Source organism: Endozoicomonas sp. SESOKO3 (assembly GCF_024606255.1).
The window spans coordinates 1-13,891 of the sequence record NZ_JAHHPR010000072.1 but is presented as its reverse complement, the minus strand read 5'-3'; the positions used below and the strand labels follow the sequence as shown (position 1 = coordinate 13,891).

General features: G+C 49.6%; 16 protein-coding genes. 3 read left to right on the top strand and 13 right to left on the bottom strand.

Annotation, left to right across the window (positions count from 1 at the left end):
- Nucleotides 1-343: PilZ domain-containing protein (locus tag KDK18_RS01225; RefSeq protein ID WP_257252610.1), on the bottom strand; the 343-nt coding region annotated here is incomplete at its 3' end.
- Between the two features lie 231 nt (nucleotides 344-574).
- On the opposite strand from KDK18_RS01225, the gene KDK18_RS01220 reads away from it, so the two are divergent.
- Together KDK18_RS01220 and KDK18_RS01215 are read left to right on the top strand one after the other, a co-directional pair.
- The gene (locus tag KDK18_RS01220) at nucleotides 575-796 is read left to right on the top strand and encodes a hypothetical protein (protein WP_257252609.1); all 222 of its coding nucleotides are present in this window, start codon (nucleotides 575-577) and stop codon (nucleotides 794-796) included.
- Nucleotides 797-919: 123 nt separating this feature from the next.
- A complete protein-coding gene (locus KDK18_RS01215; protein ID WP_257252608.1) occupies nucleotides 920-2,818 on the top strand; it encodes an archaeal proteasome endopeptidase complex subunit alpha in 1,899 nt (632 codons plus the stop codon).
- Between the two features lie 98 nt (nucleotides 2,819-2,916).
- On the opposite strand, the gene KDK18_RS01210 is transcribed toward KDK18_RS01215, so the two are convergent.
- The 8 genes from KDK18_RS01210 to fabD form a co-directional block, all read right to left on the bottom strand.
- Nucleotides 2,917-3,906, bottom strand: coding sequence for a DNA polymerase III subunit delta' (locus KDK18_RS01210; protein WP_257252607.1), 990 nt, complete (start codon nucleotides 3,904-3,906; stop codon nucleotides 2,917-2,919).
- Nucleotides 3,906-4,547: a dTMP kinase gene (tmk, locus tag KDK18_RS01205; RefSeq protein WP_257252605.1), complete on the bottom strand. Its 642-nt coding sequence runs from the start codon at nucleotides 4,545-4,547 to the stop codon at nucleotides 3,906-3,908. The genes KDK18_RS01210 and tmk overlap by 1 nt, the downstream gene beginning before the upstream one ends.
- Entirely contained in the window at nucleotides 4,547-5,593 is a 1,047-nt protein-coding gene (mltG, locus tag KDK18_RS01200; RefSeq protein WP_257252603.1) for an endolytic transglycosylase MltG, read from the bottom strand. Before mltG ends, tmk begins: the two co-directional genes overlap by 1 nt.
- Entirely contained in the window at nucleotides 5,586-6,419 is an 834-nt protein-coding gene (gene pabC / locus KDK18_RS01195; protein WP_257252602.1) for an aminodeoxychorismate lyase, read from the bottom strand. Before pabC ends, mltG begins: the two co-directional genes overlap by 8 nt.
- Before the next feature lie 5 nt (nucleotides 6,420-6,424).
- The gene (fabF, locus tag KDK18_RS01190; RefSeq protein ID WP_257252601.1) at nucleotides 6,425-7,678 is read right to left on the bottom strand and encodes a beta-ketoacyl-ACP synthase II; all 1,254 of its coding nucleotides are present in this window, start codon (nucleotides 7,676-7,678) and stop codon (nucleotides 6,425-6,427) included.
- Nucleotides 7,679-7,967: 289 nt separating this feature from the next.
- Complete coding sequence (gene acpP, locus KDK18_RS01185) at nucleotides 7,968-8,201, bottom strand: acyl carrier protein (protein ID WP_034842413.1); 234 nt, start codon at nucleotides 8,199-8,201, stop codon at nucleotides 7,968-7,970.
- Nucleotides 8,202-8,388: 187 nt separating this feature from the next.
- Nucleotides 8,389-9,135: a 3-oxoacyl-ACP reductase FabG gene (gene fabG, locus KDK18_RS01180; RefSeq protein WP_257252599.1), complete on the bottom strand. Its 747-nt coding sequence runs from the start codon at nucleotides 9,133-9,135 to the stop codon at nucleotides 8,389-8,391.
- Between the two features lie 66 nt (nucleotides 9,136-9,201).
- Nucleotides 9,202-10,134: an ACP S-malonyltransferase gene (fabD, locus tag KDK18_RS01175; protein WP_257252598.1), complete on the bottom strand. Its 933-nt coding sequence runs from the start codon at nucleotides 10,132-10,134 to the stop codon at nucleotides 9,202-9,204.
- A 417-nt stretch (nucleotides 10,135-10,551) separates the two neighbouring features.
- On the opposite strand from fabD, the gene KDK18_RS01170 reads away from it, so the two are divergent.
- Nucleotides 10,552-11,397, top strand: a complete 846-nt coding sequence (locus KDK18_RS01170) for an MIP/aquaporin family protein (protein ID WP_257252597.1) — start codon at nucleotides 10,552-10,554, stop codon at nucleotides 11,395-11,397.
- 122 nt (nucleotides 11,398-11,519) lie between these two features.
- On the opposite strand, the gene plsX is transcribed toward KDK18_RS01170, so the two are convergent.
- The 4 genes from plsX to KDK18_RS01150 form a co-directional block, all read right to left on the bottom strand.
- Nucleotides 11,520-12,566, bottom strand: a complete 1,047-nt coding sequence (plsX, locus tag KDK18_RS01165; protein ID WP_257252595.1) for a phosphate acyltransferase PlsX — start codon at nucleotides 12,564-12,566, stop codon at nucleotides 11,520-11,522.
- 72 nt (nucleotides 12,567-12,638) lie between these two features.
- Nucleotides 12,639-12,818, bottom strand: coding sequence for a 50S ribosomal protein L32 (gene rpmF / locus KDK18_RS01160; RefSeq protein WP_257252594.1), 180 nt, complete (start codon nucleotides 12,816-12,818; stop codon nucleotides 12,639-12,641).
- A 3-nt stretch (nucleotides 12,819-12,821) separates the two neighbouring features.
- Entirely contained in the window at nucleotides 12,822-13,385 is a 564-nt protein-coding gene (locus tag KDK18_RS01155; protein ID WP_257252593.1) for a YceD family protein, read from the bottom strand.
- 279 nt (nucleotides 13,386-13,664) lie between these two features.
- Nucleotides 13,665-13,891 (bottom strand): hypothetical protein (locus KDK18_RS01150; protein ID WP_257252592.1); only part of this gene is annotated, 227 nt, incomplete at its 5' end.

Here is a 13,891-nt window from a genome sequence, read left to right as displayed (position 1 = left end):
ACATAGTACTGGTCTCGCGATCGGACTTGAGCGCCGCAGCCAGATACATCTCTATTTTGGTTCTGACTGTATCTGTCGCATCGGTAAACTGAACACCTATCCCGGCCATTCGGGCAGAGCCCTGGGGTGTGATCCAGACCACCTTCCCGGGAACAGGTAATTTATCCGCTTCATCCATCAGAGTCAGACGAATAAAAACTTCGTCCCCCAGTGAGTAACGCTTTGACGTCGGAATAAACAACCCTCCACCGGTTATAAAAGGCATATAGGATGAATAGAGAGAAGAAGTGTCTTTGATCGTCAAAGACAAAATACCTGACATACCACCCTTTCCACGGCTCATCGTTCTTCTCCTGACATAGTGATTATTTTTTTCTGATAACTGATACGGATTTTGAGCTTACCTTTCAGTCAGTGTAACCCGTCCAGGGATGAGTTGACAGAGGCTAATTCTCCCGGCTATGCCGCCATGAAAACCACCCTTTGATACAGCTATTGCAGCCCTTGAAATGTCGTGTCAGCCGGGTATTTCGTACAACGCTTCATGGCGTCTGAAACACAATCTGATGAGAGGATGAAAGAACGTGATGAAAGCCATCGCTTATCAGGCGACTTGCCAGTCGATGATACCTGTTGGGGACGTAAAAAACACGGCGGCAAGCGAGGTCGTGATTCTGTAAACAAGCATACCTTTGTGGCAATAGAACTTATAATAGCCCTCTGCCTGATGGTCTATCCTGCTATCGGACATCGGATTCATTATGGGCTGAACAACGTATCCATTTCTGAAAATTGATGGGACGGAAAAGCATTTAGCTGGCATTACGGAAAGCCCTTCGACAGTCATTTTTATATTCGATCACAGGTGGCAATCAATCTATTCCTGATCGGGATAGTGAATGACGGATACCAGGATGATATGAAAAAAACATATTACACACTTGTCATTTGCAGGTTTCTTTTTTCCTGTTTTATAATGCAACTGGCAAGGGTACAGCCAGCAGTGGCCGTCAATAGTTTCACCGAACAGATGTCGTTAAGTTCGCTCTTACCTCTGATTGCCACTGTTTACCGAAATATTCCCGAAGCAAAGAACCGTTTGCCTGACCTTGATGTTACTCTGGCTACAGGCCAGGTTTGGCAATGCTCAGGCGATAGTGAACCTTTGGAACCGGAATCCTCTTACCAGCCCAGCGCCATAGAATACATTGACACAACTGGACATTGTCATGAACATTGGGCGATTCAGGGCATCACCACACAGATCATTACCCCGGACATCGACCCGGTAGATCCGGAAAACAGCCTGCCAGCATCGCTGACTCATAAACCTGATTTACCCGTACCCCATAACCTCACGCATCTCTTTGCAGGCAATGGTTTTGATAGTTCTGATAACAATGACCCCGACGCACCAGAACCGCTGGTGCCTTCAGAGTTTCCTGCCGTGGTGAGAATCAGCGATATTACTGAGGAAAACTGGCCGCAACTCACTAAAGCAGACTCTCTTCAGAATGGTACCGACAGCGTCAGATCCGTCCTCAGATGGGCTAATAAACTGATAATGAACTCATTATCCGACGACCCGTTATTAAGATTTCTTACATTCATTCACGGGGCCGCCTTTTATGTTCAGGACAGTAATGGGCAGCCGTCCTACATCATCCAACACAACGGCAAGCTATTGTTCATCAGCAGGATTGAAGCCTACTTGTGGTTCAGTCATTACTGTCAGAGCTTTCTTGAGTCACTGTATCCGGAGATTTTCGGCCCATCGCTGCCGGCGGGCGGCGGTTGGCACGAATGGAAACGCTTCATTCGAAAGAAGCCTTTTCAACCTGGTCAAATAGTTAATCATGAGAGCCCTGAACGGGACACCAACAACCATACCGGTACTCAAAGACCATTACGCCCTGAAGACGAGAGTAATGAAAGATCGACTCGATCTGAGGCTCAAGAGGTAATGCATCAATCAGAATGCACCCCGGAACCCGATACGGCATCTACCGATAGGGCTGGAAGGCAAAAACGGATCAACCAGCAGAAAATTGCGGCTACTGGTGGCGGTCTGTCCTCTGGAGACGGTCGTCTGTTCTCTGGAGACGGTCGTCTGTTACAAGTGGAGTACGCTGGAGAGGCTGTCGGCCACGGCCTCTGTGCGGTTGGCGTAAAATCTGCTGACACCGTCGTCTTGGCTGTGGAAAAGAGGCCGTTGCAGCTGCTGCAGAGCGAGACTAACCGTAAAATCGTCCAACTTGATGAGCACGCTCAGCTGGCCTTCGCTGGTCTGTCTGCAGACGCCCGCGTCCTGATCCGAAAGGCTCAGCTGGAGTGCCAGAGTTTTCGTTTGTCCTTCGAAGACGCCATGAATATCAACAGCATCGCCCGTCGCGTCGCCGAGGTACAGCAGAAAGCTACTCAGCATGGAGGTTGTCGCCCTTACGGTGTTGCCTGCATCATTGGTGGATTCAACAATGATGGCTCCCCTCAGCTCTGGCAGACTGAGCCCTCCGGTGTATGCGTCAGCTGGAAAGCCTGTTCTGTCGGAAGGAAGAGCAAGGCTGTGTTGGAGCTGCTGGAGAGAGAATACAAGGATGATATGAGCCGCGATGACACTATTAAAGTCGCACTGAAGGGGCTGCTGGAAGCTGTCGAATCCGGTGCTCGCAACATCGAGCTGATGGTGCTTGAGCCTGATCACTCATCCAGACGCCTGACTCTTGCTGAGCTTGAGCAGTTGGTGACTGTTCTGAACAAAGAGCGTGATGAGGAGGCCGCCAATAAGCGCCGCCGTGACGAGCAGCAATTTATCAAATGACGGTTTGATTTTTGAGAGAGCAGAAAAGACCTGATCGACCTGTTCTGAATGATGAGTAATGCCAGTTGTTCTATCTGACATCGCTCATTCAGGATCATTTACAAAACCCACTCAAGGCAGCGGCAGAAGACACCTTCCATTAATATCTGCGGATTAAGATTGCCCCCTTCCAGCAGGGATTGTCTTTGCGATATCAACCACTCCCTCTCTTTCAGGAGGTCTCTGGCATTACTTTTTCGAGCCAGATACTCGAGCATTTTCAACTGATCGCGGTTTCGAAGGTCTGACGGATCACCACCCAAACCCAGCTTAACGGCATCATCGAGCCAACCCATTATCCAGCCAATCGTCAGAGCCAAATCCTCCGACTGCCAGCTTTTAGCCAATTCCACAGGGGTTAGCTTCCCCTTGAAAAGTCCTTTCACACCATCAGCCAGCGCTTCTCTTTTTTCTAGCAGTCCCTGATCTGAAAAACGTTTAGCCTCCAAAGGCGAATTAGCCGTGAGATCCAACAATTGCGATACCAGACTCGAATCTTCCAGTTGTGAAGCTAACCACTGCTCCGCTTCTGTTCTTTCCGGTGCAGCAAAGTTTAATTGCTGACAACGACTGCGAATGGTAGGCAGCATATCGCCAGAACGGACACTAACCAGCAGGAAAATGGTATCTTCCCCCGGCTCTTCGAGACATTTGAGCAAAGCATTGGCCGCATTGACATTCATCGCTTCTGCCGGACTCAGGATAATCACCCTGCGCCCTCCCTGCTGGGCTGTTTTATGGGCAAATTCGTTCAACTTTCGAATACGATCAATTCGAATAGGTCGGCCAGGCTCATCAGGCTCCAGCAGTGTCAAGTCAGGATGCGTGCCTGCCTTCAGTAGCTCACACTCCTTGCAGTGACCACAGGCACCCGTCGCCTGAGGATTCATGCACAACAGATACGCTGAAAGTGCTCTGGCAAACTGGAGCTTTCCGGTACCCGGCAAACCTCTGAGCAAATAGGCATGGGCCAAATTATCCGACTGCTGGCAGTGAACCATTCGCTCCCACTGAGTGTTTTGCCAGGGAAAAATGCTCCAGTCTTTCATCAGCGTTCTCCCAGTCTTCTTGAGAGCACTTCCAACAACTGCCGTTGAACACTTTCAAGGGGTTGTCCGGCATCAATGACTTCAAACTGCTCTGGAAACAGCTTCGCCCTTTCCAGATAGGCATTGCGAACCCGGATAAAAAAGTCCATTTTTTCCTGCTCAATCCGATCCAGCCTGCCACCTCGCCCTTTGGCTCTGGCCATGCCTGTTTCAGGATCAACATCCAACAGAATGGTCATATCCGGACGCAGAGAGCCCTGTACCAGATTCTCCAAAGCCTCAACCGGTTGCGTATTAAGGCCTCGACCACCGCCTTGGTAGGCATAGGTGGCATCGGTAAAACGATCACAAAGTACGATTTTTCCTGCTTCCAGCCCGGGCAGAACATTATGAAAAATATTTTGCGAGCGAGCGGCAAACATCATCAGCAATTCAGTTATATCAGATAACGGCTCACCATGATGCCCCAGCAACAGCGAACGAAGCTGTTCCGCAACCCGGGTACCACCCGGCTCCCGGGTTTCAATAAACGCCAGCCGATGGCTTGTCATCCAACTTTTAATAAAATCGACCGCCGTCGTTTTACCCGCACCTTCACCACCTTCAATCGTCAGGAAAAAGCCGGAGGGAGCATTAGCCATTATTGAGCCTCCACAGTCGATCGGTAATCCTCACGACGCTGTTCAATCTGATACTTTCTGACAGCTCGATTATGCTCTGCCAGTGTTTTTGAAAAATAATGTGTCCCATCACCCTTCGCGACAAAATAGATTGATTTACCATCTTTCGGATGCAAAGCAGCATGAATGGCTTCCCGACCAGCGATGGCGATAGGCGTGGGAGGTAATCCTTTGATAATGTACGTGTTGTACGGTGTGACTCCCCGAAGCATTTGTCGACTGATATTCCCTTTATAGCGATCACCCAGACCATAAATCACGGTGGGATCAGTTTGTAGCCTCATACCTTTTTGCAAACGTCTGACAAAAACACCCGCAATTTCACCACGCTCGTAAGCCACACCCGTTTCTTTTTCTACCAGAGAGGCCATAATCAGTGCCTCGTAGGGATTCTTGTATGGGAGTCCTTCAGCACGCTTTTCCCATTCTTCACCGAGTACTGAATCCATTCGGTTGTAAGCCCGTCTGAGTATGGATTCAACCGAGGCACCAGCCTGGAAGAAATAAGTATCAGGGTAAAACAGACCTTCAGGGTTCAATTCTATGGCCAGACTTTTATAGAGAGATTGCAGCGCCTTCTCATCCATAGGTGAAGACAGTTTTTCGTGTTGATTTAAAATGGCTATTACCTCTTTCAGCGTGTAGCCCTCAACCAGCGTCACGTTGTAGTAGCGCACTTGGCCAGAAGTAAAAACCTTCAGCAATTCCCTATGGGTGATCCCGGCCGGAATCAGATAATCCCCGGCATGAATGCCACCGGCCGCTTTCTCTATTCTGGCCAGGAGCACAAAGATCTTTGGGTATTGAAGCCAGCCCGACTCAGCCAGACTGTCTGCCACTCGAGTCATCGACTCGCCCTGGGAAATAGTAAACTCCAGGTTGCTTCCAGTGTCTGGTTCATTTACGGGCTGATCGCCGTACCAGTCCAACGCCTTCCAACATACAACGGCTGCCAGCAATCCTGCAAGACAGAGACCCATCACTGAAAATGACAACTTTTTAAGCATTCAAAACTTCCTGAACCCTACCCCTGACTGTCCGGGTCACACTACCCACTGACCAGTGCAAACAGCCACAGGCAATCACCGGCCAAACTCCGTTAACACTGTTACAAACAAATACCTCATCGGCCCCGGCAAGATCTTTCAGATGATAATCACCCGTTTCCACATGAAAACCCCATTGACGAGCCTGCCCCATAATCAGATCTCTGCAAACTCCTTTGACCCCTGATTTGCGAAGACACGGTGTCCTCAGGGTTTTGCCGGATACCAGGAATAAATTACTCATGGTTCCCTCTACAAGCCTGTCGTCCATACCCAGTAACAAACCTTCCAGACAATCGGTACCCTGCCATTCAGAGCGTGCCATGACATTCTCGAGACGATTAAGATGTTTTAATCCGGCGAAGGCATTATCACCGAGCCTGGTGTTACATTGATGTAGCCTGACGCCCCTGATCGCCGGGTTACCAGGATAGACCGGCAAAGAATGAAAAGAGAGAATTCGGCAAGGTCTGTCACAACCCTGTGGGTTATATCCGCGACCGCCAGTGCCACGGGTCACAATGGCTTTGAGCACCCCTTCCTTCAGATTTTGCGTTTGCAAAAAGTCACTGACTTCATTTTTGAACGCCTCCAGATCAAAAGGAATACCCAATACAGCCATACCGGAACAAAGCCTTTTGCAATGAAGATCAAAAAGAGTGGGGGCACCGGCCTGAACACGGATGGTTTCAAAAACACCATCGCCGTATGCCAGACCTCTGTCACTGATCAATACATCAGAAGCTGGCTCACCATTGACCCAGCTGGCGGGATGACGATTATCCAAAGTTTCTAATCCAGTCTCGAGAAAGCCAGAGTCACATTGGTTCCCCCAAACCCGAATGAGTTGGAGAGCACATGCTCCATCTCAATGGACCTGGCTCTTCCGGGCACATAATCCAGATCACAGCCTTCACCCGGATTTTCCAGATTAATCGTGGGAGGCGCGATATTATTTTGCAGCGATTTTACAGCAAACACGGCCTCCAGCGACCCGGCCGCCCCCAACAAATGACCTGTCATGGATTTGGTAGAGCTGACTGCAACCTGTCTGGCAGCATGACCAAAAACCCTGTGCACCGCTTTGGTTTCAGCAATATCACCGGCAGGCGTAGAGGTACCGTGGGCATTAATATAGGCCACCTGTTCTGCCTTAAGGCCAGCGTCATCCAACGCTGACTGCATAGCTCTGGCCGCTCCGCGACCATCTTCAGGTGGTGATGTCATGTGATAAGCATCACCACTCATGCCTACACCACTGAGTTCTGCATAAATAGTGGCACCACGTCGTACAGCATGCTCGTACTCTTCCAAAACCATGACACCAGCACCATCACCCAGCACAAAGCCATCCCGATCTTTATCCCAGGGACGGCTGGCGGCTTCAGGCTGATCATTTCTTGTAGACAGGGCTCTGGCCGCGGCAAATCCGGTCATACCCAGCGCCGAAGAGGCTTTTTCGGCACCACCGGCGACCATAACGTCAGCATCACCGTAGGCAATGGTTCTGGCGGCCAGGGCCAGAGCATGACTGCCCGTTGCACAGGCAGTAGAAGTTGCAAAGTTAGGCCCCTGCAGATTGTAGTGCATGGACAACCAGCCAGCCGCCATATTGATGATTGCCGCCGGTATGAAGAAGGGGGATATACGACGAGGACCGCATTTATGAAGCGTATCATAGTTTTGCTCAATAGACGTTATGCCACCAATACCGGAACCAATGACAACACCATAGCGACCGACATTATCGCCTCTCAGCAAATCACTCCCATCCAGCCCCGCATCTTTCATCGCCTCAATGGAAGCCGCCAGTGCATACTGGATAAAAACATCCATTTTCCGGGCGTCTTTAGGATTGAAGTAGTCACCTGCCTCAAAGCCTTTTACTACCCCACAGATACTGACACTGAATTTCTCAGCATCCAGATGATCGATAGTTTCAACACCACTGCAACCAGCCAGTACAGACTGCCAGCTCTGATCAACTCCCAGACCTACCGGAGATAAAGCCCCTAGCCCGGTTACCACTACTCTTCTATGCGACAAAACAATTCACTCCTGCATCAGATCTTCTGACTTTATTTTTTGTGCCCGGGCCTCAGGGGCGCTGATAATTAATCATGAAGCTCAGCCGTCTCACGAGTCATAAAATAGTTATGGCCACAGGTTTACAAAAAATCATGCTAAATGATCATGTAAAAATGATGACATTAATCTTTATGTGAGTGTGTTATGTCCCGACCATGTTTCTCACAGTAAAAATACAAAAGCCGCACGCAATTTACTGCGTACGGCTTTTTCAGGATACAGCTATTCGCATGCAGCCCGGACAGAATCAGGAATGAGCAACAACGTAGTCGATTGCTTCCTGAACTGTGGTGATCTTTTCAGCTTCTTCGTCTGGAATCTCAGTTTCAAACTCTTCTTCCAGAGCCATTACCAGCTCAACGGTGTCCAGAGAGTCCGCGCCGAGGTCCTCTACGAATGACGCACTGTTGGTGACTTCCTCTGCTTTTACGCCAAGCTGTTCGCAAACGATCTTTTTGACGCGCTCTTCAATGGTACTCATACCTGGTTGTGCTCCTATGGATATTCGGGTGCAGAAGGACGATTTGAAGACCACCCTATCTGCGGTCAATTACTATATATAAACGCTTGCGGTAATTTCAAGGACAGGCCCATTATATTACCGAAAATTTCATCTTTAATCAGAGGGTTTTTGACACGTATCAAGTGCCAATAACATTGCACGACCTCTAACCCATGTACATCCCGCCATTCACGTGAATGGTTTCTCCGGTAATGTAACCGGCTGCATCACTGGCCAGAAAAGCCACCACTCCAGAAATTTCTTCGGGCTGTCCGAGACGGGCCATTGGCACCTGTGACTGCAAAAAGGTTCTGTGTTCTTCCGGTAACTCACGGGTCATATCGGTATCGATAAAGCCTGGTGCCACTGTATTCACAGAGATCTGACGGGAGCCAACCTCTCTGGCAAGAGAGCGACTGAAGCCTTCTATACCCGCCTTGGCCGCCGCATAATTCGATTGCCCCTGATTGCCCATGGAGCCGACCACGGAGCTGATATTGATAATGCGCCCCCAGCGAGCCTTGGTCATACCTCTCAACACTGCCTTACTCATTCTGTATATAGAACTCAGGTTGGTATTAATGACAGCATCCCATTCATCATCCTTCATTCTCATCAGTATGTTGTCACGGGTAATACCAGCATTGTTCACCAGAATCCGGGGGGCGCCAAATTCAGATGTCACGGATTTGACCACTTCAGAACAATTGCCAGCCACAGAGACGTTCAATACCATACCACAGCCTTTTATTCCTTCCGCCTGCAGCATTTCAGTGATTCTTTCAGCGCCCGACTGTGAAGTAGCAGTACCCACTACAACAGCCCCCTGCTTGCCCAGATCAACGGCAATAGCCTTGCCAATTCCACGACTGGAACCAGTAACCAGAGCTACCTTGCCTTCAAGGTTCGACATAGTTCTATCCTGTTGTTCTTCTGCAAAAGCACTTTCAATAGTCACGATTAAAAGCTGCTTTATCGCTTAATACTGACCTGACCATTCCTCGAAAGAGGATGCCGATTCAAGAGTTGCTATTGGCGACCTGCGAATGATCCGCTTGTTCAGACCCGCAAGTACCTTGCCAGGCCCACACTCAGCAAACCGGGCTACCCCTGCTTCATTCAGATACTGAATCGTCTCTACCCAGCGAACAGGACTATAAAGCTGTCTGACCAGGTTTTCACGAATTTTTTCCGGCTCTGAACATGGCTCTGCAGTAACATTTTGTATCACTGTGATCGAAGGCTCACTAAACTCGATAAGCCCCAGCTCAACAGCCAGTTTCTCTGCCGCCGACTTCATCAGCGCACAGTGAGAAGGCACACTCACAGGTAAGGGCATCGCTTTTCTGGCACCTGCCTCTTTAGCCAGCTCAACCGCACGGGCCACTGCTTCTTTTTCACCGGCAATAACAACCTGACCGGGCGAGTTAAAGTTAACCGCTTCAACCACATCTCCCCGGGCAGCATCCAGACAGAGTGAGATCACCTGCTGATCGTCAAGACCGAGAATGGCAGCCATGGCACCACTACCTGCGGGAACAGCCTCTTGCATGAAGAGACCACGCTGGCGAACCACCCGTACGGCATCAGAAAACTTCATCGCCCCCGAGCACACAAGTGCCGAGTACTCACCCAGACTGTGACCCGCCATAAAGGCAGGCTGCTCACCATCCTTCTCAAGCCAGAGACGCCACAACGCCACGCTGGCGGTGAGCACTGCTGGCTGGGTATTTTCCGTCTTATTGAGTTCTTCCCCCGGCCCTGCAATGGTCAACTTGAGCAAATCAAACCCAAGCACCTCAGCAGCTTCAGTGAAGGCCTGAACGACAACGGGATGGTCGATATGGTCTGCAAGCATGCCCACCGACTGGGATCCCTGCCCCGGAAAAACAAATGCAAGTAAATCCGTCATTGCTTTGGGTCTAGTCCTGATATAGCCAATCGTTGAGAGAAGCCTGCCTTTTATAGCTATTCACTTCTCCCGAAAAATCCAGGCAATTATAGAAAAAGTCGAACCCAAGGTTGGTAAATTTATGTTTCCAACTGAAACAACTATGAACGCAAAGGTATAAAGCCATGACATAGCTTCAAACGCGAGACCTCCACCAAACCAGACAGAGAGATGGGTGCAGGGCTTGCGCAGAGCAAGCCTGTGAACTACCTTCTTTCTGATTCTTGTAGACCTTTCTTTGCACCCGGGAAGTTCAATCAACATCCGGAAACCACCCCGTCGCCCAGATCATTGCGTCCTTTAGATTGGTTCAGAGAAGCTTAACTGTTTGCATATGCATCGGATGACCAGACATAAATCATCAGGAGAATGACTGGAATGAAATATCTGAAGGGCTTTGCCGGAGAGTTCATAGGCACCTTTATCCTGGTTTTATTTGGCTGTGGCTCAGTGGCAGTAACAGTATTGTTTTCTGCCCATGCCGGACTCTTCCAGGTAGCTATGGTCTGGGGTCTGGCAGTAACACTGGCAATTTACGCCACCCGACGCCTTTCCTGTGCTCACCTCAATCCAGCAGTGAGCATTGCTATGGTGGTCAGTCGTCGGATGCCTGCAACATTACTACCCTGCTACCTCGCAGCCCAGTTTGCCGGTGCATTTGTGGCCGCCGCCCTGGTTTACCTGCTCTTCTCCAGCTCAATCATGCAGTATGAGCTAGTCCATGGCATTATCCGCGGCAACGAATCATCCATAGCAAGTGCAATGATGTTTGGTGAGTATTACCCCAATCCGATGGCAGGACAGATCGCCTCAGTTTCCACGGCCAATGCTTTTTTTGCCGAGTGCACCGGCACATTCACCCTGGTCTTTATGATTCTGGCCCTGACCGAAACCTGCAACACCGGGCGACCGGATCAGGCATTGACCCCATTGTTTATCGGTTTAACGGTTACCGCCATTATTTCAATTATTGCGCCTCTGACCCAGGCGGGACTCAACCCGGCCAGAGATTTATCCCCCCGACTGCTGGCGTCGATGTTCGGCTGGGCGAGCGCGGCGTTTCCTGATAATCATTATGGTTTTTTGACGGTGTATGTCCTGGGCCCGATTATCGGTGGCATCATGGCCGCTTTATGTTTCATAGGTGTTGTTGAACCATTAATGAAGGACACAACAGCTTTAGAACATGACAGAATTAGCAAAACAACAACACCGGGCAAATAACTAACATCACCACATACGACTTCTGTCGGGTTGCCTGATTTCCCTCAGAGACCGGAATGACCTGACCAGACAACGAGGTCATTAATGGTATATGGAAAGGATAGCCAGACAGCCCGGTTTTGTTAGAGCAACCGCTCTTCAACCTCTTGAGCGATTCTGGCGGGAACGTCATTTTGCGCCTCCTTCACCGCCTGACAAATGGCCCGATAAAAACCCTCTTCATCGGCCCCTCCGTGACTCTTGATCACAACCCCCTGCAAACCAAGCAAACTCGCTCCATTATGCAACACCGGATCAACCTTGCGATTAAATTCTTTCAGCAGCGGTGAAATCAAAAAATAAAGAAACTTGTTCAACAGAGAACGCCGAAAAACAGACCTCAAGCCACTACGCATCAAGTTCGCAACCCCCTCTCCCGTTTTTAGGGCCACATTACCAACAAAGCCATCGCAGACAATCACATCAGCCCGACCACTGACAATATCATGCCCTTCTACAAAGCCGATATAATCCAGCCCCTGCTGTACCTCAAGCTTTTCCAGGAGCAGATGATGAGCCAGCCTGACCTGCTCATTCCCCTTCATTTCTTCGGTACCAATATTCAGCAGAGCCACTTTCGGGGATTCTACACCGTACACCGATGAAGCCAACTGAGCCCCCATAATGGCAAACTGGTAGAGATGCATCGATGTACAATCAACATTCGCCCCCATATCCATCAACAGGGCACTGCCATCGTACGTAGGCACAGAAGCCGCTATGGCCGGACGATCAATACCAGCAAAGGTTTTTAGTACATAACGCCCCATCGCCATGAGAGCTCCGGTATTACCTGCACTTACACAGGCTTGCGCCGTACTCTTCGAGACCAGCTCAAGTACTTTCCACATCGAGGAATCTTTTTTTCCACGGAGTGCCAGTGAAGGCTTGTCGTGCATGGTAACGGTTTTTTCAGCGTGAATCAGGGTAAAGCGCGACCGATCAGAGAAGTCGGTATCGGAAAGATAATCTTCAATGAGCTGCCTGTCACCGACAAGCAGAAGATGAAGAGAAGAATAATGCTCGAGCGCTCTGAGAGCCGCCCGTATACGAGAACGGGGACCATCGTCCCCGCTCATTACATCAAGCGCAACAGTTAGTTGTGAACCAGCGTTTGCACCTGATGTCATTTTATTTCATGCCTCCGGGAGACATCAAAGCAATCACTGTACTCATTCCTTAGGGCAAGCATACCTGAGAACTTAGTCTTCGCCGGTTTCAACCACTTTCTTGCCACGGTAGAAACCTTCAGCAGAAACGTGGTGACGACGATGAGTTTCGCCGGAAGCTACCTCCACAGACAGCTGAGCAGAAGTCAGACTATCGTGGGAACGGCGCATATTACGCTTGGAACGGGTTTTACGGTTTTGCTGAACAGCCATGTGTCAACTCTCCTGGGTCGTAGTATCTGTTTTCAATTTGGCCAGAACGCTGAAAGGGTTACTGTTCTTGCGCTCTTCATCTGCCTCAATGGCAGCAGCCTGAGCCTCTTCTTCAGACTCAGTAGTAAAGTATTGCTGAGCTGAACAGTCCTCAGGCGGATGATAGGCCACCAGCGGAAGTGCCAGAATCAGCTCTTCCTCGAGAATAGGCAATAATTCTACCGGTTCATCACCGTACATCAACGGTTCAAAGTCTTCCGGCAGGGCTTTGGCCTGCTCGTCGGTCAGCACCCCCATCAAATGGAGATCAGCTCGCACAGGCAGCCTGGCCACATCCAGACAGCGCTGGCAGATCATGCTCAGTTCTGCCTCAACATGCCCTTCCAGCACAACCCGGTTGTTTTCACTCAATGAAAAGCGAAGATCAACCTGAACTTCGCCCCTGTCATCAACCAGACTGTCTACCAGCCGACTAAACTGACTCAATGCCAGGGAGCCTTGAAACTGCCTGCCTTGACGCGCGAATTTACGCGGATCAAAGGCTTTGGGTAATTGTCCGATAGCCATGAGTCACGGGGTTCACGGGTTGGTTGTCATAAGCGCGCAATAATAGGGGCAAGAAAAGTCTCTGTCAAAGGGTTTAACCGCATTAAGCTGTTTAACGTTCAGACCTGCAACCAACGGACTACAAAGCAACAATAACAATATGTAATTTCCGTTTATGCACACTTTTTTCTGAACTTTTGAGTCAATCCACATGATTGCCTGATATTCCAAACACAAAAGCTCTACCCGGAAAAGCTGAATCATCCTGCACCGACCAAAATTCAGACTGTTGAACCTGCGTTAATTGTCTATTGGATAAATCTTCTGATTCAGATAATCATATATTTGATGGAGTGTTGAGTAAGGGCGCGTCCAATGATCCCAACCTGTTTTACTTAATGTTTCGTCTACTGGAGTCCCATTATCAACAAATCTGGCATAGCTATTAGCCAAGGCGAATAAAGATGCGACTAACCCCACTTTAAGCATCCTGCCTGAGTGGGTGCTGCCATTGGCATCTGTTAGAA

Bases quoted from the DNA above. Each gene is read 5' to 3' on its own strand.
- KDK18_RS01210 (WP_257252607.1), bottom strand. From the start codon at position 3,906: ATGAAAGACTGGAGCATTTTTCCCTGGCAAAACACTCAGTGGGAGCGA.
- fabD (WP_257252598.1), bottom strand. From the start codon at position 10,134: ATGACGGATTTACTTGCATTTGTTTTTCCGGGGCAGGGATCCCAGTCG.
- KDK18_RS01155 (WP_257252593.1), bottom strand. From the start codon at position 13,385: ATGGCTATCGGACAATTACCCAAAGCCTTTGATCCGCGTAAATTCGCG.
- tmk (WP_257252605.1), bottom strand. From the start codon at position 4,547: ATGGCTAATGCTCCCTCCGGCTTTTTCCTGACGATTGAAGGTGGTGAA.
- KDK18_RS01170 (WP_257252597.1), top strand. From the start codon at position 10,552: ATGAAATATCTGAAGGGCTTTGCCGGAGAGTTCATAGGCACCTTTATC.
- plsX (WP_257252595.1), bottom strand. From the start codon at position 12,566: ATGACATCAGGTGCAAACGCTGGTTCACAACTAACTGTTGCGCTTGAT.
- rpmF (WP_257252594.1), bottom strand. From the start codon at position 12,818: ATGGCTGTTCAGCAAAACCGTAAAACCCGTTCCAAGCGTAATATGCGC.
- acpP (WP_034842413.1), bottom strand. From the start codon at position 8,201: ATGAGTACCATTGAAGAGCGCGTCAAAAAGATCGTTTGCGAACAGCTT.
- KDK18_RS01220 (WP_257252609.1), top strand. From the start codon at position 575: ATGAAAGAACGTGATGAAAGCCATCGCTTATCAGGCGACTTGCCAGTC.
- KDK18_RS01215 (WP_257252608.1), top strand. From the start codon at position 920: ATGAAAAAAACATATTACACACTTGTCATTTGCAGGTTTCTTTTTTCC.
- mltG (WP_257252603.1), bottom strand. From the start codon at position 5,593: ATGCTTAAAAAGTTGTCATTTTCAGTGATGGGTCTCTGTCTTGCAGGA.
- fabG (WP_257252599.1), bottom strand. From the start codon at position 9,135: ATGTCGAACCTTGAAGGCAAGGTAGCTCTGGTTACTGGTTCCAGTCGT.